Source organism: Picosynechococcus sp. NKBG15041c (genome assembly GCF_055380235.1).
Genome location: NZ_AP040364.1, coordinates 17,505 through 37,757, shown reverse-complemented (window position 1 = coordinate 37,757; position 20,253 = coordinate 17,505). Strand labels below are relative to the sequence as shown.

15 protein-coding genes are annotated in these 20,253 nt (G+C 48.7%); 10 read left to right on the top strand and 5 right to left on the bottom strand.

The window, feature by feature from the left end; all coding sequences use genetic code 11:
• Positions 1–424 precede the first annotated feature (424 nt).
• On the top strand, positions 425–1,576 hold the full coding sequence (locus tag ACZ45B_RS13810) for a hypothetical protein (RefSeq protein WP_038027991.1): 1,152 nt from the start codon (positions 425–427) through the stop codon (positions 1,574–1,576).
• A gap of 52 nt (positions 1,577–1,628) precedes the next feature.
• Here ACZ45B_RS13810 and ACZ45B_RS13805 read toward each other — a convergent pair whose 3' ends face one another.
• The 3 genes from ACZ45B_RS13805 to ACZ45B_RS13795 form a co-directional block, all read right to left on the bottom strand.
• On the bottom strand, positions 1,629–2,090 hold the full coding sequence (locus ACZ45B_RS13805) for a hypothetical protein (protein ID WP_024546876.1): 462 nt from the start codon (positions 2,088–2,090) through the stop codon (positions 1,629–1,631).
• Positions 2,091–2,410: 320 nt separating this feature from the next.
• Entirely contained in the window at positions 2,411–4,030 is a 1,620-nt protein-coding gene (locus tag ACZ45B_RS13800; protein ID WP_024546875.1) for an NCS2 family permease, read from the bottom strand.
• Between the two features lie 92 nt (positions 4,031–4,122).
• Positions 4,123–4,926, bottom strand: a complete 804-nt coding sequence (locus ACZ45B_RS13795; protein WP_038027996.1) for a tryptophan-rich sensory protein — start codon at positions 4,924–4,926, stop codon at positions 4,123–4,125.
• 348 nt (positions 4,927–5,274) lie between these two features.
• Between ACZ45B_RS13795 and ACZ45B_RS13790 the strand changes: the two genes are divergently transcribed.
• Complete coding sequence (locus ACZ45B_RS13790) at positions 5,275–6,144, top strand: cupin domain-containing protein (RefSeq protein ID WP_024546873.1); 870 nt, start codon at positions 5,275–5,277, stop codon at positions 6,142–6,144.
• 248 nt (positions 6,145–6,392) lie between these two features.
• Here the strand turns inward: ACZ45B_RS13790 and ACZ45B_RS13785 are convergent, their stop codons facing one another.
• Entirely contained in the window at positions 6,393–7,391 is a 999-nt protein-coding gene (locus ACZ45B_RS13785; RefSeq protein ID WP_024546872.1) for an ABC transporter substrate-binding protein, read from the bottom strand.
• Positions 7,392–7,508: 117 nt separating this feature from the next.
• A complete protein-coding gene (locus ACZ45B_RS13780) occupies positions 7,509–9,935 on the bottom strand; it encodes a TonB-dependent receptor domain-containing protein (RefSeq protein WP_464675033.1) in 2,427 nt (808 codons plus the stop codon).
• A 329-nt stretch (positions 9,936–10,264) separates the two neighbouring features.
• Between ACZ45B_RS13780 and ACZ45B_RS13775 the strand changes: the two genes are divergently transcribed.
• The 8 genes from ACZ45B_RS13775 (at position 10,265) to ACZ45B_RS13740 (ending at position 20,225) form a co-directional block, all read left to right on the top strand.
• Positions 10,265–10,912 carry a MotA/TolQ/ExbB proton channel family protein gene (locus ACZ45B_RS13775; protein ID WP_024546871.1) on the top strand — a complete coding sequence of 216 codons (648 nt, stop codon included), beginning with the start codon at positions 10,265–10,267 and terminating at the stop codon, positions 10,910–10,912.
• Between the two features lie 88 nt (positions 10,913–11,000).
• Entirely contained in the window at positions 11,001–11,420 is a 420-nt protein-coding gene (locus ACZ45B_RS13770; protein ID WP_024546870.1) for an ExbD/TolR family protein, read from the top strand.
• 20 nt (positions 11,421–11,440) lie between these two features.
• Complete coding sequence (locus ACZ45B_RS13765) at positions 11,441–13,180, top strand: ABC transporter ATP-binding protein (protein WP_024546869.1); 1,740 nt, start codon at positions 11,441–11,443, stop codon at positions 13,178–13,180.
• Between the two features lie 138 nt (positions 13,181–13,318).
• Positions 13,319–14,275 (top strand): helix-turn-helix domain-containing protein, encoded by a 957-nt coding sequence (locus tag ACZ45B_RS13760; protein WP_024546868.1) that lies wholly within the window; start codon positions 13,319–13,321, stop codon positions 14,273–14,275.
• Between the two features lie 192 nt (positions 14,276–14,467).
• A complete protein-coding gene (locus ACZ45B_RS13755) occupies positions 14,468–16,954 on the top strand; it encodes a TonB-dependent siderophore receptor (RefSeq protein ID WP_024546867.1) in 2,487 nt (828 codons plus the stop codon).
• A gap of 21 nt (positions 16,955–16,975) precedes the next feature.
• The gene (locus ACZ45B_RS13750) at positions 16,976–17,989 is read left to right on the top strand and encodes an iron-siderophore ABC transporter substrate-binding protein (protein WP_024546866.1); all 1,014 of its coding nucleotides are present in this window, start codon (positions 16,976–16,978) and stop codon (positions 17,987–17,989) included.
• Positions 17,986–18,390 (top strand): DUF1636 domain-containing protein, encoded by a 405-nt coding sequence (locus tag ACZ45B_RS13745; RefSeq protein WP_024546865.1) that lies wholly within the window; start codon positions 17,986–17,988, stop codon positions 18,388–18,390. The genes ACZ45B_RS13750 and ACZ45B_RS13745 overlap by 4 nt, the downstream gene beginning before the upstream one ends.
• A gap of 17 nt (positions 18,391–18,407) precedes the next feature.
• Positions 18,408–20,225 carry an ATP-binding cassette domain-containing protein gene (locus ACZ45B_RS13740; RefSeq protein ID WP_051352967.1) on the top strand — a complete coding sequence of 606 codons (1,818 nt, stop codon included), beginning with the start codon at positions 18,408–18,410 and terminating at the stop codon, positions 20,223–20,225.
• Positions 20,226–20,253 lie beyond the last annotated feature (28 nt).

Genomic DNA, 20,253 nt, shown 5'->3' with positions numbered 1-20,253 from the left:
ATTTCAAACAAATACTGACATCCCCCTCAACTTTCCCAAGGGGGACTTTAGTATCCCTGGATATTTTCCAAGGCAACTAAAATGCACTCTAAGAACCGCAAAAATCTTGAAATGTTTATTTTTATGACAAAAATACTAAACCCCCCAGGGCTCAGTATGACCGCCTATGACTAGGCTGGGCTTACTATTGGGCCGCTGGGGGGTTTAGAAACAATTCTTCAGTTTACTTTCCTTTACCAGGTAAGATCCTGTAGAATCGTGAAAACAAACCAGGAGAATTAGGAAAATAGAGAGGTAGCAACTCTCATTTGCTCTTCCTAAGACCGCCAAAAAACACAAAAAAGAACTTTCGCCGGTTCTTGATAGGTTTATTGTAGCAGTTTTTTGGCGGTTTCTCCAAGCCCCTACAAGGAGAAATTTGAAAATGACTGCATTTGCAATGATTACCGCCGACAGCGATCGCCTCCTCGCCCAAGTGAGCCGCTGCGCAAGTACTCTCTATCACTGGCTTCTACGGCAACGACCCGCCGGCAAACTTTTTGAAGCAGACCTCGAAGATTTCCGCACCTGGACTGGCACTTTCCGGAAAAAAGCCTATTGCTTTAAGTGGGTACGCCAGGCGATCGACGAGCTCACCCACCTCGGCCTCGTCGAAATTGAGCGGCAATACAACAGCAAAATCTATAAGCTCGCCGCCCATCGCGCTGGGAACAAAACTTCTCAACCTGAGAATAAAACTTTCCAGATTGAGAACAAAACTTCCCAAAAACGACCCGCAAACCCTGATGCTGTCGTTGATACTTATATAGAAAATAGAGAAACAACAAATACATTTTGTTCTGCTGCTGATCTTAAAAATTCTTTTTTTCAAGACAAAGTCACCGGTATTCTGGAAAAGTTTTCTGAGATCGAACAAGTCACCAAAAATACAAAACTTTCCAAGAACCGTAATGAAGTAACTGAGATAACTCATAAATCAGTACCCAAAGAATCTATAATTCCCAGGCAAAGTGTAGAAAAAACAATCAAAAAGCCTGATCCTATCCCAGATTTTGGAGATAGAGTTCTTGAAAGGCCACCACAGTCGCCTGAGCCAGAGCACCAGTGCATTGCCCCGGCAGATAGGCCCATAGACCAAGCACAACAAATGGAAGAGGAAGAAAGAGAGCAACCGATTAAAGTTGTTAACCAAAAGGCAAAGGAACAACTTGATCTGGTGGATAGTTTGGGCATTCGTCTGAATCCGGCGTTGGTGCGTTTGGTAAAAACCACAGCAGCAGAAATTATCGAAGGGGCGATCGCCGCTTACCAACGCTATCGACGGGATCACTATGTGAAAAATCCAGCGGGTTTCTTTGTGTATGCGGTGCGCAATGCTTTGGAGAATCAACACACAAATCATCAGTCCAATTTCTTTTTCTGGTTTGAGGCGATGCGTAAAATCGGCAGACTAGGCTACTACGAAGAGAAAGATGGCGATTATTTTGTGCGGGATGGCCAGCACTTTGTTTCTTGGCAAGTTTTGGTGGAACGAGGGTGGACCTGTGAATATCTCCAGAAACGTCTCCGGCGTTGATCCTGGTCTGGATATTGCCGGGAGAGAGGCAGAATTCTCTCCCCCCGTAGTTCTACAGGAAAATTAGACGGCTGTGGTCAGCCTCGCCCTGGCGGTCAATTTCCCAGTAGAGAAGATCAGTCCACCGTCCTTGATTGGGAAATTTTTTAGGGTCGAGACACAGCACCCAGTAGCATTGAATGGCGAGCTGTCGTCGCACTTGGAAGTAGGCGGCTTGGTTGGCAGTTTTGAGGGTTTTGTAAGCTTGATATTCGTTCGATACGAGACAGATGCCAACCCGGATTTTGTCGCCCTGGCGGTTTTCGAGGCAGAGCACCGCATCAATTTTGAGAATCTCCCAGAGGGTATGGGGATCTTCCGGGTCCTGACGTTGGGCGATCGCCTTTATCAATTCCCGTCGGAGATGAGTTGTCACTAAACGACGAACCTTAGGGAAGGCGAGGTCTGGGTTTGAGTTTTCTAAAATCTGAAGACGAGCAGCAATGGTACGGAACTGCAGGTTAAGTAGAGACATTTAGTCACCTCTCCTAGTTTGAAGCTGGTTTTAGACACACGAGTCCTGTCGACTCGAGTGATTAAATGCCAACTCCGATACGGAGAATATGGCTCGATACTTAACTTGTCTTGGTGCAAATGGTGGTTTTGAGATGGGTGAACCACTAAAAAAACATAACATAAATTGGCGCCGAACAAATCGCCATAGCCCATAAATATGCATATCCACTTGGGAGTATTTGGCTCTTGACTAGGCTAGGAATCTCCCTGTAGGCGCTCCACAAAAAAACCGGCCTATGCGACCGGTTTAATCAAGATCAAAATTTCGAGGGCGATCGCCTAAATTTCAACTTCTTCTGTTTCTGCTTGGGGTTGTTTTTTGTGGGTCCACTGCACATAGACCAGCAGGATCGTTAACAGTAGATAGCCTGCGGCCCAGGTCGATCCAGCGCCCCAGCCGATTTGTAAAACTGTATCGCCGGGTGTCCAACGGTAGGCATGCATCAATCCCAACCAAGACAATACCGCCGCCCCCAAAGTCCACAGGGCCGCCTTGCCAAATTCCTGTTCAATGATGTGCACCGTCATTGCCGCGAGGATCATCGCTGATAAAATCAAGCCTTGTTCCAGGGCAAAAGCACCCGTAATAAAAGTGTCACTGGCTTCAAAACCGGGAATTAACGCTTCACTAAAGGGGGCATCTGGATTCCCAAGGCCCGCCGCGCGCAATGTGTTCTTGGCAATAAGTGCTCCCCAAGCTGCAATCCCTGGCAAGAGGCCCATCACCACCGCTGGGGCGTGGTGTAAAGGGGTGGCCGTAAAGCTCTGGGTGACGATCACAATGCCAATCCAGAGGACGATCGCCATGCTGCTGTCCACGGGTATGAAGTAATTCAGCAGACCAATGGTTCCCGTGAGACAAAAAATCCCCATAATCAAGCCATTAAGCCAAGAATAGCCAATACGAGCCCCCATATCTTTCCAGCCAGGATGACCAATGTAGATTGTCGTTGGAAAGCAGGAGCCAAAAAAAGCGGCCACCAGCGTCCCAATCCCGTCAACAGCTAGGGCTGGTGTTGCTGGAAACTTATCCCCTGCGGCTTCGGCACTTTCGAGGTTTTGGAGGCTACCAATCAAGCTAAAAAGCCCCATGGGCAGAATGATACTGAAGTAGGAAATTAGCTCGGTGCGTGCTTCCCAGAGACTGCCAAGCCATAGTTTGGGTATATAAAATTGAATCGGGGCAATCACGGAAGTAAGCTGACCACCATCCCAAGAGAGGAGGCCCGTCCCCCAGGCGAGGATCGTGCCCGAAATAATCGCCAGCAATCCCCCAGGCACGGGAAAATTTACCTTGCCGTAGTAGGTGAGGAGAATAATGCCCAAGGGTAAAAAAGCCACCACCGGGTGGGCATAGGTGCGGAGGATAAACCCCAGGGAAATGAAGCTCAGGGCAATTCCTGCCAAGGTGGAAAGGAGTGCTGCCCGTGGCGCAAATCGCCGCAAATAGTCGGCCACCCAAGCCCCTCCCAGCTCAATAATGCCGGATCCGAGACAGGCAACGATGCCCGCTTGCCAAGCGAGCTCTGCCGCTTGTTCGGAACTGGCGCCGTTGGCGATCGCCTGGAGCCGGACAGGTAACATCACCAGAAAAATATAAGCAAATAGACTCACGGTATTAATGCCGTAGGGGAGAGCAGTGATATCGTCCCGCTGCTCTGCGCAACCCTGTTTGTAGGCCAACCAACTGTAATAGGCATTGCCGACAATCAAACTCAGGGCGCTCCCCGGCAAAATGCGGCCATAGACCAGTTCTGCCGGAAATTGCAGCACCCCTTGGGTCAGACCAACAATCACCAGAATTTGGACAAAATTATTCAGTGCAAGGCCAAAAAAGCCATCAAGATCGCGACGGACAAACCAATGGGGGCGGATAGTTCCCCCAGGGATGGTGGTCATAGGGCAATTTGTAAATTGTAAAAAGTTGAACGCCCTCCACTGTAAAACCATTCACCCAAAACGCAGCCCATTCTTTTCAAGACAGTCACGTTTTATTTTTCTGGTGGTCTCACGGGATAAATTGAAAGGCGTTCAGGAAACCAGCCCACCGCAATACATAGGCCTGTTAAACCCACCGCTGCCGCGATCGCCACTAGGGGAATGGTGATGCCTTGGGGGAGATTTTTCAGGGCGATCGCCACCCAGGCCCAAACGAAGACGCCCCCATAGGCCATATCCCGGTGCTTTAGGGTGACTACAATGGCCAGCAAAATCCCAACAATGAGCAGCACCACCGTCCAAAAGGTTGCCCCCAGGCCCCAACCCTGCCAGCCTAAAAAATCTAAAACACAGGCAGCATTAACAACCGTGGCCACAGTGATCCAAGCACAGTAAATGGCAACAGGGCGCTGGAAAAACCATTGCACTTTTTTGGGTAGGGGCTTGGGGCCGCTGTCTAAACGTCGATAAAGGGTCACAAGGGGCAGTAACACCAAAATAATTAACCCCAGGGAGAGGACAAAACGCTGGTATTGAAAGGCGACCACCCAGAGAATTTGCGCCAAACTACTCCAGGTGAGCGCATAGCCGAGTTTACGGGCGTGGGGCTTTTGCTTTTGGCTCGGGAGGGTTTGGTAAATGGCCAGGGAAAAAAGACCGAGATAAATCAGTCCCCAAATGGAGAAAGCGTACCCAGCGGGCACAATGGGCACTGCCCCAAAATTTTGGTCGGAAATCTCAGCAATGGTCAGGCCATCGAGGGGTCTGAGGTTGGCCAGGACGTTTGTGATAAAAGCGGCGGCGATCGCCCCTAGGTTACCGTACTGACGGCGACTGTCACGGTCGAAATTCACCATAGATTTTGTGGCAATGGTTTTAGATAACGATGTTTGACACTGATCGTAAACGATAGGTACAGATTGTTGTTTATCTGATCTGATGATTCGTTGTTCATGGTTCATGCAAAGATCTTTGAGTGTGTGCACCCTCAAAACAGGCGATCGCCTTTAGTGCTAGTGAATTCAGGTTACGTGAATTGAAAAATCTAAAAAGAGTGATGACCATCACTCTTTTCTAAGAGGTTTATTGTAGTATTGAATCTAATTTGATCAGTCACAAAAGTGTTAATCTTTCATCATCTAATAGCAATTGTTGACAATTTTTTTGCAATTAGTTCTATTCTCTAAAGCTACCCAAGTACTTCAATGAAAAATATTCGATATTTATCTAGATCGTTCTTTTCGGGGATTACTCAATTATTAGGCTTACTTATTGTTGTTGTTGGCTTGATTTTAATCTTTCAGTCGAGTAATACTGCTGAAACTTCAGCCAGGGAATATCTCTATACCCCATCAGAGACAAATCTAAGAGGAATACAAGAGCGCATTGTCTATGAATTTCCTGACACAGGTCTAAAATTAACAATGCCTAGATTTTTGAAAAATCCAAAAGCTTTTGAAACCCCAGGAAAAGATGTGTTAGTAATGCTCAGGACTGCCGCAGATACCTGTGGTTTGTATCAAATAGCAGAAGCGATTTTACCTCCTAATGCTGGACCACCGCCTCATTTTCATTTCGCCACGGATGAATGGTTTTTTTCTACGGAGTCTTCCCTTGTGCGGCTTTATGCTTCCCAGGAACCTCAAGATCCTCTACAAGTTGGTCAAATTCCTGGAATTAATGTTGATCCAGTTAAAGTTGGCTCTGTGATCCAGAATCAGGGAGAAATTCTGTTTTCTCCGAAGGGGATGATTCACTATTTTCGTAATGAAACCCCTGGACAGGAAAATGTCAGGGGCTTTTATAATATTTGGGCTCCTGGTTATGGTGTTTCAGAGCGATTTGAAGACATAAACAATCTGGATGGGAGTCATGCGGATTTGTCTCTTGCCCCGGCGCAACAGGTGTTTTTACAAACGGCTCTCTGGGGAATGCCCCACGATATTACGGGAGGCTTTGTGGGAACTGAAGATTACTATGACGAGCGTGGGCCTGTTTTTACGCATCCTGATCATCTGGAACAACTTCAAGAGCTGTTTGATGCCGGGGAGGCTTGTTATCCGCATGATGAATGAGGCAATTTAATTAAGCCAGGGTGAATCGCAAAAATGAAGGCGATCGCCTCATGTGAACTCCCTCGGAGTCTAGGGGGATATTGCCTAGGCCATCATATTGATGTTTTCAGGGTGACAATTCCCCGGCAGATTCCAACAGTTATGTTTCTTGTTTTTACAGAACGATTGACGATGGCTTAGAGCTGGATTTTAGGAGAAAAGAAAAACGCAGTTTCTGCTATCAGGGCTTGGATAAAACCTTATATTTTTTAATTAGACGCTCTCCCGAAGATATATGCAGATAAATCATCTAAAACTTGATGGGCGGCCAAAATACCACTGGAGCTTGTCCATTCACCATCATCTACTTGATAAACTTGATTATTCTGAACCACAGTAAGACGTTGCCAGAGTGGATGATTTTGCCATTCTTCTGCGGTATCATCTCCTTTATTTTCGCCTTCATTGTGGGTGAAATAAAAGAGATGATCGGCTTCTAGATCTTGTATGCTTTCTAGACCAATCTCCGCAACAAAGCCATCTTTTTGTTGTACTTGAGGTCTTTTTAGGCCAACTTCAGCGACAATTTGCCCCGGAAAAGATTGCTCATAGTAAATTCTAGTCGTCCCTGGTAAAAAACGAACTAAGGAAACGGTCGGTGGTTCGTTATCTAATTGTTCTTTGAAACTGGCTACCCGTTGATCCCATTGTGCCAATAGGGTTTCTGCTTCGGCTTCGCGGTTGATGGCTTTGGCATAAAGTCGGAGGTTGTCTTTCCAGGGGGCGCCGATGGTCTCAGAAAAAACAGTCGGGGCGATCGCCTGGAGCTTAGAATACAGTTGTTCTTGACGCACTTTAGAACCAATAATGAGATCTGGCTTGAGGGCGACAATATTTTCTAAATTTGGCTGAAATTCATCCCCAATTACCGGAACATCCTCTAATTCAGCACTGAGATAGCCATAATAGGGATTTCCTTGCCAAGACTTCACTGCTCCCACGGGTTTGATCCCTAGGGCGATGAGCATGTCTGTCCCTTCGTTGGTCAGCACCACGATGCGTTTGGGGGTTGCTGAGACTTCTGTCGTGCCCATGGCGTGCTCAATGGTGCGGGTTTCTGTGTCAGTAACTCCGCTAACTGATTCTACATCGGAGGATATTGGGGGATTTTCGGCAGTTGGTAAACAGCCAGTTAAATAGGTGATTGCAATGAGAATTATCCCTAAGGTATGAAACTGAAAAATTGATTTTTGATGTTGATTTTTCATGGTTTTTCTCATAATTTAAGATCTAAAAAATGGGACAAAAAAGAAGAATAGCTCCTCCTCTCCATCCCTATCAAAAGCAATTTGTTGACTAAAAGTATCAGGCGATCGCCCGAAAATTTACCAATCTAAGCTGTAGCTTAAGCTGATAGTCCGGCCCTGGCCTGCATATTGCTGGCTACCCCCGTAAACTTGAGCGAGCACGGGAAAATATTGAGTATTAAACAGATTTTGAATGCCCAATTGGATTTTCCCAGCGCCAGTGTCATAGCTGCTAATAAAATCCGCCGTCAGATAGCTTTCTACTTCCCCAAGACCGAAACCATCTCCCTTGGGATCGCGACCAGCTGAATAAAGCAATTGCAGACGATTTTCCCAACCTGTGATCGGTTCGTATTCTACAAATCCGGTCAGTTTCACTGGGGGAATTTGAAAACTGGGTAAACCACTTTCAAAATCACCATCGCGATCTGCATCCCGTTCCCCTTCGATGTAGCTAAAAGTGCCCCCTAAGGCGAGCTGATCATTGAGTTGAGTCCGTAGATCGGCTTCAACCCCGTAGATCCGTTGGGGGTCGCGAATTGTCGTGAAAGCACTGTCAAAGGTTGTGCCTAAATCTGAATAGCTATAGAAACCAGCCAGGGAAGCTTGGATATTGCCCCAGTTGCCTCGGATTCCCAGTTCATAGTTATCAACCCGTTGGGCTTCTGGACTGAGGTTTTCGACGCTACCGCCTGGGGAAGTGCGCAGAGAACGGGCAACGTCAGCGATCGAAAAACCCTGGGCAAAATTACCAAAGACATTGATGTTGTCATTTAGGGCATATACGGCGCCAATGTTAAAAAGAGTCGCATCGTAATTCAGCTTGCCACCGGTAACATCGTCACCTGCAAGGGTGGTGAAGTCATCGACATCGACATCAATAAATTCTTGACGAATCCCGCCATTGAGCACGAGCTGGTCAGTGACGTTCCAATTTAACTGGGCAAATAGACCCAGGTTTTTTTGTTCTGTGGGCGGCGAAAGAAAACCTGTGCCGATGGGCTCAAAAACAAGGCCATCACTGGCTTCAAAAACCGCTTCGTCGAAGAGATCAGCGGGTTGGGATGATTTTTCATAGGCATAGTCGACACCCCAGAGTAAGTTGAGGCGATCGCCTGATGCGAGAGGAGTATTGAAATCTAAACGGCCCCCAATTTTTTCGGACTCGACTTCCGATTGCAGCACTTCCCCTCCAAAAGTGCCAAAGTCGTCATCAAAGGGATAAAAGCGGGTGGAATAGTTACGGTAATATATTTGGCTATTTAATTTACTCCCAAACAAATCGTCATTGTTGTAGGCCAAATTCACCACCGTATTTTCGGTACCGGGTTGATCGGGCAAAACGAGGCCTGGTCTAGCTTCTGCCTTGTCGCCGCTGGGAGTGCGAGAAAGAGCAAAATCAGAATCTTGCTGATCAGAAAAGTAGTTAAAGCTAAACTGCAGTCGTTGATTCTCGTCGATGTTGTAGCCCAGCTTCCCAAAGAGATTGATACTTCTGAGGTCTGCTAAGCCCCCTTGACCGAGGGGATCAGGGGGAATGCGATCGCCTTCGGCATCAAAAAATCCCCCGGTTTTAGAAATGGCAAAATCAGCCACATAGTCAAACTTATCTTCTGTGCCAGAAACAGAATGCTGGAGAGAATAACCAAAGCTATCTTCAGGATTAGTGGTCGAAAAATCGAAGCCGATGGTACTGCGCGATTCTACACCAGTGGCAGCGCCCCGGCGGGTGATGATATTGATAATCCCCCCGGTGGCCCCATCCCCATAGATGGCACTGGGGCCGCGGACAACTTCAATGCGTTCAATGACGCTGGGGTCAATATTGCGGAAATCCCGTTGGGCATTGCGGTTTGTGCTCTGGGGAACTCCATCAATTAAGACAGAAACATTTCGGCCCCGGAGGGTCTGCCCAAAAACACTACTGGTTTCCGTGGCAGTAGACAGTCCTGGTACAAGCTCCGCCAAAATACTAGATAGGTCCCGGTCGAGATCTGCTTGCTGGGCAATTTCTGCTTGGGAAATAACCGTTACAGAGCGAGGGACGGCGGCAGTTTCGGCTTCGGTACGTGTGGCAGTGACGAGTAATTCTAAGTTTTCAACAAAATCATCGGGGGTTACCTGGACGAGTAAACCAGATGGCTGGGACACGACATTAGCAAAAGGCGCCGCTGTTTCTCCAGTGAGGACGATTTCAAGCAGATCTGGCGATATTTGATTGACGCTAACCGCTTCTATCCCTGCCTGGGGTGTGAAAACGGGCGTAATGCTCCCCTCGGCCAGTTGAGCATTTTCAATTTCTAAAATGAGCTGGTTGCCCTCAAGTCGTTGGTTTACCACCGGGGCGATCGCCTGGTCACTGTTTAGCAAAATCTCGATCCCTGACGATGTGGCTCTGATCTCAATCTCACTAATCGATGTTTGGGCGATCGCCCCCTGCGCTGTAACCAATACAACACTGCTGGCAACCCCTAGGGCACCAAGGCCTTGTCTAAACTCTTTCAACGAACTTCCCTCACACTTATTGCTAATCTATTGCGTTAGAGAAAAAACACTAGAAGATTTTTAGCTACAATGTCAAGACCTTATTTGATATAAATTTTCAGTTGTAACTAAAGAAAAAGCCCAGAAAATCTCTGGATTTATTGTATAAAAGGCTTTTTAGGGCTTTTGCTATCATACCCTAAGGCATAATTCTCTCACTTCTGGGTTGTCTTTTTGCAATTTAGCAAATTACTTTTATTGCGACTATTTTGAGTTAAGTACTGGCTATTTGAAGCCGCGTGGCGCATAATGCTCTAGATAACTCTCACACTTCATTGCCCATAAAGCCCATGAACATCACTAGTTTTTTTGCAGCGGGTGGGATCGTTGCCTACCCCCTGTTACTGTTTTCCCTTGCTGCCGTTGCCTGCATCATTGAGCGAGCCATATTTTGGTGGCGTCTTCACCGCCGTCAACGCCAGATCGTTAGGGATGCCCTTGGTCTCTATCGTCAAGACCCTGACAATACAATTAAATTTCTTAAGCGCAATGCAGACTTACCCATTGCCCGTATTTTTCTCGAAGCTTTAGACTTGGAAAATCCCAATAGTGAAGAATTTCGCCTCGCCCTTGAAAGTGCAACCCAGGCAGAAATTCCCACCCTAAAACGCTTTAATACTCTGTTTGAAACAATTATTGCTGTGGCGCCATTACTCGGTCTACTCGGGACAATTCTTGGCCTGATGCAGTCTTTTTCTGCCCTCAATATCGGTGATGTCGGTACAACCAATACGGTTGAGGTGACAGGGGGGATTAGTGAAGCTCTGGTTTCGACAGTGATGGGCCTAGTTGTTGCAATTTTTACATTATTGTTTGCCAATCTATTCAATGGCTTATACCAACGCAACCTCGCTTATATCCAAGAATATGGCGGTCAACTAGAATTGCTGTATCGGCGTTTCTATGAAAAAGAAGATTCAAGGCCGATTTATCACTAGATTAATTCTAGGTCTGCCCTTTAATGGTTTTCAGTTCAGGTAGCAGATACTTATATTTTTAGTTTTTTTAAGTCTGGTTACTTTTATTATGCGTATTCCCCAGGAAGAGCAAAAGTCAGTCGGCATTAACATTGTGCCGATGATTGACATTATTTTTTCGATCCTCGCTTATTTCATTATTTCGACCCTTTATTTGACAAAATCAGAGGGATTACCTGTTAATTTACCCGGTGCTACTACGGCTCAACAGCAGCCCAGCACAGAAATTACAGTGACGGTGGATGAGGCGGGGGCTGTTTTTCTGAACGAAAATCCCATTGAAATTGGGGCACTCCAGGCTGGGGTATCTAATCTGATGACGGCGCCTGCGGAAACATTGGTGATCATCAATGCGGATGAAAGTGTTAGCCATGGCGTTGTGGTGACGGTGATGGATGAGCTGCGACAGATCGAAGGGGCAAGGTTGGCGATCGCCACCCAAAAGGAAACGCCCAGTGTCTCTAACTGAGCTGCAAAACTTGTGTTGAGATGAAGGCTGCCACCCGCTACCAATTTTTAAGGGTCTATCTCCAACCTCAAAAAAAATATCTTTTGATTTTGGCGATCGCCCTGCTGGGGAGCATCGGACTCCAGGTCATTAATCCCCAGATTATTCGTTTTTTTATTGATACCGCCCTCGCCGGAACCTCCCAACAGGTGTTACTTGGGGCGGCTTTTGCTTTTATTGCCCTCACCGTCGTACGCCAAGCTTTGGCGATCGCCGCCACCTATTACAGCGAAACCATCGCTTGGACAGTGACAAACCACCTCCGGCTGCACTTAGTTGATCATTGTCTCAATCTAGATTTGGATTTCCACCAGCGTCATTCCCCCGGTAGTCTCGTAGAGCAGGTGGACGGAGATGTGGAGCAGTTGTCCCATTTTTTCTCTCAGTTTTGCTTGCAGGTGCTGGGCAATGGCCTGCTGGTGCTGGGGATTCTCGCTGTTGTTTGGCGGGAAAGTTTCCTTGCGGGTCTTACCTTGAGCCTCTTCGCCTTGGGTGTTTTGGGGATCTTGGGGAGCCTCCAACGATTAGCGATTCAGCCCTGGGGAAAATATCGCCAAATTAGTGCCGAATTTTATGGCATGGTCGCAGAATATTTGGGGGGATTAGTAGACCTCCAAGCCAACGGCGCCACTGACTATGTACAACAGCGCTTTTATCGTCTCATTCGCCACTGGCGTCAGGCTTTTCACCGGGCTCGCTGGACGAGTACCCTCCTTTGGGGCAGTACAGTGGGGCTGTTCACCTTGGGTAATGTCCTCGCTTTGGGGGTCGGTTCTTATCTTTGGTCTCAGCAGGCGATTACCATTGGGACGATTTATCTGCTCTACTATTACGCCTCTCTCCTCCAGGATCCCATTGAACGGATTCGTGAGGAATTGGAACAATTTCAACAGGCGATCGCCAGTCTCCAGCGGATCCAAACCCTACTCCAGACGCCCCGACCCCAGCCCCCGAGTCACACCGTTTCCCTACCCGCCGTTGCCCCTAGTCTTGAATTTCAGCAAGTGTGGTTTCGGTATCCTAATGGAAACTATGCCTTAAGGGATTTGACCTTTCAGTTACCCGCTGGCCAAGTTCTTGGTCTTGTCGGCCATACCGGGAGCGGCAAAAGTACCCTGATTCGCCTACTATTGCGGCTTTATGCCCTTGAACGGGGCCAGATCCGCTTTGGCGGCCTCGATCTGGCCCAGGTTTCCCAAACAGAACTCACCGAACGCATTGGCTTTGTTACCCAAGACGTACAACTGTTCCAGGCCACTGTCCGCCAAAACCTCACTTTTTTTAACCCGAGTATCCAAGATCAACATATTCTCAAGGCCCTAGAAGAGTTAGGTTTGATGCCCTGGCTCACTGCCTTACCCCAGGGATTGGACACGGAGCTTAGTCCTGATAGTAGTAGTCTCTCGGCGGGGCAGGCGCAATTGTTGGCTTTGGCTAGGGTTTTTCTGAAAGATCCGAGCCTTGTGATTCTCGATGAAGCCTCTTCTCGCTTAGACCCTGAGACGGAACACTGTCTCACCCAGGCGATCCAAAAACTTTTTAAGGGCCGCACCGGGATTATCATTGCCCACCGTCTCCGGGCCATTGAGCAGGCGGACAAAATCTTGGTTCTCCAACAGGGAAAAATTTTGGAATATGGCGATCGCCTGTTTTTAGAAGCCGAGGCGAATTCCCACTATGCCCGCCTACTCCGGTTGCACCACGCCCAGCAATTATCCTGAGAATTCCAAGAAAACAATTGAGAATATTTTCTAATTAAGATAAGCTATTATTGGCGCTTCTCGGCTCTAATTCTGATTGAAGAACCACCACCGCCATCTCCAAGCTTGTTCCCAGTCATGTTTTAAATTCAAACGCGAATGACCATCACCCTTTCTCAATCAGAATATTGGGAGCTTTGGCAAAGTACAGAAAATGCCCAAGCAGCCATTTCAAAAATTTACCAATTGCCTGTCCAATTAGGACAGGGACTGTGGCAAGAATATAACCTCCGAGACGGACTTAATTTAGGCATTGAAAATATCTGTCTGAAAAAGAATATTTGTGTAAAACAAGGGCCGAGGGAACATCCGATTGAATATATATTTGAGCAAGTCTGTTGCCGAGGTAAAACAGAGTATCGTTACACCCTGTGTGGTAGTGGATTAGCACCAAAAGAAATCTATACAAGATATCGAGAGACGGCGATCACTGGGGTTAATGTGCATATCGATCCAGCCCTATTTAAAGCTTGGTTTGGCGTAGAAGACAATTATTTACCCTGTTTTGATCAACTATTGCGATCGCCGGATACAAAATATTATGAAGTCACTCGACCCCAGAATGCAGCAATGCAGATGACAGTGCAGCAAATCCTGCAATGTCCATTTACGGGAGTAACCCGATGCCTCTACTTCGAAAGTAAAATGTGGGAGCTTATGGTGTTAATTCTCGAAGATTTATCCCAGGAACAAACAGCTATTCCCTTGTTTGCCTGCGGCCTTAAAGAAGATGATATTGAACGAATCCATTACGGGGGAAAAATTCTCCGGGAACATTTACAAAATCCCCCTTCTTTAATTGAACTAGCACGGGCCGTTGGCATTAATGATCATAAGTTAAAAATTGGCTTTCGTCAGGTATTTAAAACAACAGTGTTTGGCTATCTCCACGACCAACGGCTTGAGAGGTCACGTCAATTGTTGGCTGCTGGTGAAATGACCGTGACGGAGGCAGCTGCAGCAGTCGGATTTGCCAATCGCGGCCATTTTGCTGCAGCATTTCGCCGTAAGTTTGGTATCAATCCTGGCCTTTATGCGCGACAAAAAAGATCTTGATCATTTATTTTATCCATTCTTGGTGGTATTACCTAGTGAGTTTTGAGTGAGGGAACGGAAGGGGGTCTAAAAAGCTCCCGCAGGCGATCGCAAAAACTCCGGCTCTGGATCATTTTTGGTCAAACGGGAAGAGAGAATCCGGTATGTTATTAAGAAATTTTGTAAGTAAGCTTTTGTGTGAAGGAGTCAATAATGCACCATTGGTATCGTTTCTTGCCGGTTACGGGTGCTTTTGCTTTGGTGTTGGTTACCCAGGAAGTCTCTGCTCTGGGGGTTGCGGAGCCGCCGCCGGAGGACGTTGTTGAAACTCCGGCGGCCATTATTGCCCAGGCGGTGACAGTAATTACTGATGTGGCGATCGCCCAGACAGGCAACCAAGTGGAACTGCGCTTGAGCGCAACGGCTGCCCTCGATAATGCCACGGTGACCCAGGGGGCCCAGGGGACTGAAATTATCATCCCCAATGCCACGGTTATCCAGCCGGAAGTATTGCAGGAATTTGCCCCAAAATCGGGCTTAGAACAGATCGAGATTCGCAATCAGACGGACAATAATGTCCAAATTTTGATCCGCAGCGGCGATCGCCAAATTCAGACCCAACTGACTAGCACCGCGACGGGCTTAACCCTGAATATTGAGCCTGCAATTGTGGCCGCCGAAACAGATGGTGGTGCGATTGAAGCCTTTGAACTGGTGGTGACCGATACTGAGCAACCCTACAATCCCGCCAGTGCCACCACTGCCACTGGGCTAGATACGGCCCTGCGGGATATTCCCCAATCAATCCAAGTTATTCCCCAGGCTGTCCTCCGGGACCGCAATGTGACGGAACTCGGGGAAGCCCTCGAAACCAATGGGAGTATTGTTTCTAGGGGGGGACGGGGAACCAGTGTCTTTGGCCCTGGCTTTCTGATTCGCGGTTTTCCCTCAGGGTCATCTATTTTTCGCGATGGCATTGGAACCGTTTCCTTATCGGCTTTGGACACCAGCGATATCGAACGGGTAGAAATTCTCAAGGGGCCGGCTTCCGTTCTGTTTGGTCAAGGGGCTCCTGGTGGAGTGATTAATCTTGTTTCTAAGGAACCCCTAGCAGAACCTTTTATCGGCATTGAGGCCTCTGTTGGTAGTTTTGCGAACTATCGGGGCAATGTTGATCTGTCTGATGCTCTGACAGAGGACGGTTCAGCCCGGTATCGCTTGAATTTTAGCTATGGCAATTTTGGCAGCTTTCGCGATTTAGTCGATGGGGAACGGGTGGTACTCTCGCCTCGTTTAAGCTTCGATCTCAGTGAAAAGACGTCCCTCGACCTCTATGGGCAATATGCTTATACCCGCGAAACCATTGATGAGGGGATTCCTTTTACGGCCGCCGGGCCAGTGGATGTGCCCCGGCGTCGCTTTGTGGGAGAAGATTTTGGTGAGTTTTCTGAGCAACGCTTTGATGTGGGCTATGACTTGGGTCATGAGGTCAATGACTATCTTTCCCTTAGACATCGTCTCCAGTTTTTGCAGTACCGGCCCCGTCGTTATGCGCCCCTCTACACCGGATTTGATGAGACAACTGGTGACGTCGGTCGGTTGGCTTATTTTGCGGGTGGGCATTATCAGCGCTTCTTTACGAATATCGAGGCGATCGCCACCTTTGAAACGGGCAGCGTTAAACACCAAGTTCTCGGGGGGATCGAATACCGCAATACCCTAGAACAGCCAGAATTTCAGTTCAGTAATGATTACACACCGATTAATGTGTTTAATCCGGTATATACGGGGATTCCCTATGCGATCGCCCCAGAATTTTTCCGGGATGACACCATCAAAACGGTGGGGGTTTATATCCAAGATCAGATCGAGTTTTCACCCCAATTTAAAGCCCTAGCGGGTCTGCGCTATGACTTTGTGGAGCAACTCCGGTCTACCCAAGACCTGGGTGGCCCCCGCAATGAATTTTTCCAGAGTGATGGTGCCCTGTCGCCCCGGTTGGGGGTTGTGTATCAACCCATTGAACCCCTTTCTTTATATGCTTCCTATAGCCAATCCTTTGAGCCGAGCTTTGGGGCCAGTCGTAATGGGGATGGGTCTACTTTTGAGCCGGAACGGGGCCGCCAATGGGAAGTGGGGGTCAAGGCCGATTTCAGCGATCGCCTCAGTTTCACAGCTGCCGCCTTTGATATCCGCAAACAAAATATCTCCGTGCAGGATCCCAACAACCCCTTGCTGTCGATTCAAACGGGGGAACAGACCAGCCGCGGCCTAGAGTTTAATCTCAATGGAGAATTAGCGACAGGTTGGAACGTGACGGCGGCCTATACCCTAATGGATGCTTTTGTGAGTGAAGATACGGATCCTGCTTTCGAAGGCCAAAGATTGCCGAATGTACCCCAAAATCAGTTCAGTCTCTGGACGACCTATGATATCCCCCAGGGTTCCCTGGAAGGTTTGGGATTTGGCTTGGGCTTTTTCTATGTGGGCGATCGCCCGGGCACTCTCGACAATGCGTTTACGGTTCCCAGTTATTTTCGTACCGATGCGGCGATCTATTACCGGCGGGACAATTGGCGCGCCCAGTTGAACTTCGAAAATTTATTTAACACAGAATATTTCACCGCTGCCGATGAATTTCAGTTTGCGACCCCCGGTGCCCCTTTTGCGGTGACGGCCAAGTTTGCCCTGGATTTTTAGGTTAATGAGGAGGTTTTGGTGATGCAATTAGCGTGTTTTCGGCAAACAATACAGCGTTGGCTAAGGCCCTGGCTGGTCGGCCTGATCAGTCTTTGTCTCGTAGTGGCCTGTCAGTCTCCATCCCCCCAGTCTGGGAACCCCTCTCCAGATTGCCAGGTGGTAAACCACAGTGCTGGGGAAACCTGCATTCCTAAAACCTTCGAGCGGCTGGTGACGTTAGATTCTGTATCTTTTGAATATGCGATCGCCACGGAGCTCCAACCTATTGGTACACCTTCGAGTAATTTTCGTACGGCCCTACCTGCCCTCCAAACCGAAGCCGCCAACATTGGTCAAAATGGTGAACCTAATCTAGAAGCTATTCTTCAGCTGAAACCAGATCTATTGGTCGGTTTAGATTCCCATGGCGCCACCTATGCGCAACTGAGCCGAATTGCGCCGACTTTTCTGTTGAAATTTGAGCACAGTGGCCGCTGGAAGCAGGTATTTCAAAATTTTGGGGAAGCGCTGGGAAAAGCTGATGTGGTCGCTGAAAAGCTCGCGGCCTACGACCAGCGCGTCCAGGAGTTGCAAAATCGTTTAGGCGATCGCCGCGCCGATCTCAAAATTTCTGTGATTCGCCTCTACCCCGACAGCACCACCATGTACTTACAAGATTCCTTCTGTGGCACTGTGTTAGCCGATGTCGGATTAGGCCGTCCCCCAGCCCAGGCGATTGATGCGGCCACTGCCCAGGCGCAGTTTGGCAACCCGATCCAAGCGGTGCTCAGTGAGGAGCTCCTGTCTCAGATTGATGGTGATGTGATCTTTGTTTGGACAGGGGAAAATACGGCCACCGCCGACGCCGAAGCCCAAGAAAAATTAGCGGCCCTCAAAAAAAATCCCCTCTGGCAACAACTACGGGCAGTACAGCAAGGACAAGTCTATGAAGTGCCCAGCTACTGGATTGGCAGTGGCCCCGTGGCTGCCGATGCAATTTTAGATGATCTGTTTACTCACCTTACTGACTTTTTTACGGAGAATATCGCCCCATGAGCAATGCTGCTCGCCACCAATTGATTGTTTGTGAAGCCTGCGTGTGGAAAAGTTCTGCAGCGCAAAACTCGACCCACCCAGAGGAAACTTCCCTGGAGATCAAAGGCTCAGACCTCCTCGCCCAACTCCAGGCTCTCCATGAAACATGGCCTTACCGAAATCACCTCAGCTTTACCACCACGGGCTGTCTTTGTGTCTGCGACAACCCCTGTGCGATCGCCTTTGTCGGCCACCAAAAGCCGAGTTTTCTGTTTGGAGATCTCGATCCCCGCACCTGCGCCGCCGATTTATTAACGGCGGCAGAATTGTATGTTGATAGCGAAGATGGCATGGTGCCCCTATACCAACTCCCCAAAGCCCTACGGCCCCACCGCCTGGCCCGCATTCCCCCCGCTCCCTAAACGGGATTATCAAAACGATGATGAGTTCCATTTGGTCGATGCTTTGGCACTTGATTGGCTATGCTCGGTGGCTGTATTGGTTGGATGCGGGGTTATGGCTATTGATGGCAGCTCTGGCGGCTTTACCAGGGATTTTTATCCGGAACTTCTTTGATCAACTCACGGGGCGATCGCCCGTTAACCATTCCCCTTGGCTCTGGATTGCCCTCGTCTTGGCAACGGGATTAGCGCGGGTGATCGCCATTTTTGCCGGACGGATCACAAAAACAGAACATCGTTTCTTGATCAGTACCCTCCTGCGCCACAATCTTCTCAAAGCTTTATTACAACGACCAGGGGCCACCCTCACCCAAACCGATGACCAGGGGCAACCCCTAGGCATCGGTGGCATCATCAACCATTTTCGGGAAGATGTACTACAACTCGAAGATTTAGTAGTTGGCACAAACGAGATTATGGCGGTAGGCATTACGGCGATCGCCGCTTTGGGTCTATTACTGACGGTCAATATACCGATGACTTTATTTATCTTTCTGCCCCTCGGGATTATTGTCGCCCTCGTGCAATGGTCAGAACAACGGCTCAAGCGTTATCGCCAGGCCAGTCGCCGGGCTACCCAGCAGGTTACAAGCTTGATCAATGAACTGTTCACCACTGTACAAGCGATCAAAGTGGCGGGGGCCGAGGCCCATGTGTTAGCAGAGCTCAAGATCAGGGGCGATCGCCGTCAGCGATTAATGATCAAGGACCGTCTTTTCACGGCACTGTTGGAGGCAGGCTTTGAAAATATGATCAGCCTAGGCACGGGGTTAATCCTGGTTTTTGCCGCCCAGTTATTTACTCAAGGCTTCAGTGTGGGAGATTTCGCTCTGTTCGTCTATTACCTGGGCTTGATCACCCATTTTTTTCGCTTTTTTGGTGGTTTTCTCACTGATACAAAGCAAAGTGATGTTTCCCTCAGGCGTATGGAACATTTGATTGCAGCGCCCCCGGCCCCGCCCCAAACCCATCCCCTGCTCTTGGCGACCCCTCTGTATCTGCCGCCCCTGGGTAAACATCCGGCCCCAGCCCTCCCCTTGCCCCCACCGCCAGCCGAGCCGCTCCCTTTAGAGACTTTCAAAATTCAGGATTTGACTTACCACTATCCCGGCAGTTGTCAGGGTATTCAAGACATTACCTTTAGCCTCTCCCAAGGGAGTTTGACGGTGATTACAGGGCCGATGGGCGCGGGGAAAACAACCCTGCTCCAGGTGCTCTTGGGTTTGTTGCCTTGCCAGGGGGGGAGATTGTTCTGGAATGGCCAGGCGATCGCCGTCCCCCATCAATTTCTAATCCCGCCCCAGGTGGCCTATCTGCCGCAAATTCCCCAACTGTTTAGCACCTCCCTCCGGGAAAATATCGCGCTCAATTGGCCCACCACTGCTGCCGAATTAGATTGGGCGATCGCCACCGCCAGCCTAGATAGTGATCTCCAGACCTTCCCAGAGGGTTTAGATACACCCATTGGCACGCGGGGCTTTCGGCTATCGGGGGGTCAAAAACAACGGGTGGCGATCGCCCGGATGTTACTCCGAAAACCGCAACTGCTGATCTGCGATGACCTCGCCAGTGCTCTAGATCTAGAGACCGAACAACGCCTGTGGCAACGTCTCCTGACCATGGAAGATGTTCCTGCGGGGGGCTCTCAAACGCCCAAGCATCAAAGTTTTCTGATCGTCTCCCATCGGCCCCCGATTCTGGCCCTCGCCGACCAGATTATTCAACTCCGGGCCGGAAAAATCAGCGCTGTGATTCAAAGGAAACCAGATCGTCATCCCGCCGGGAAAAACCCCTAAATATCAAATGTTCTAGCTTTTAGGGGAT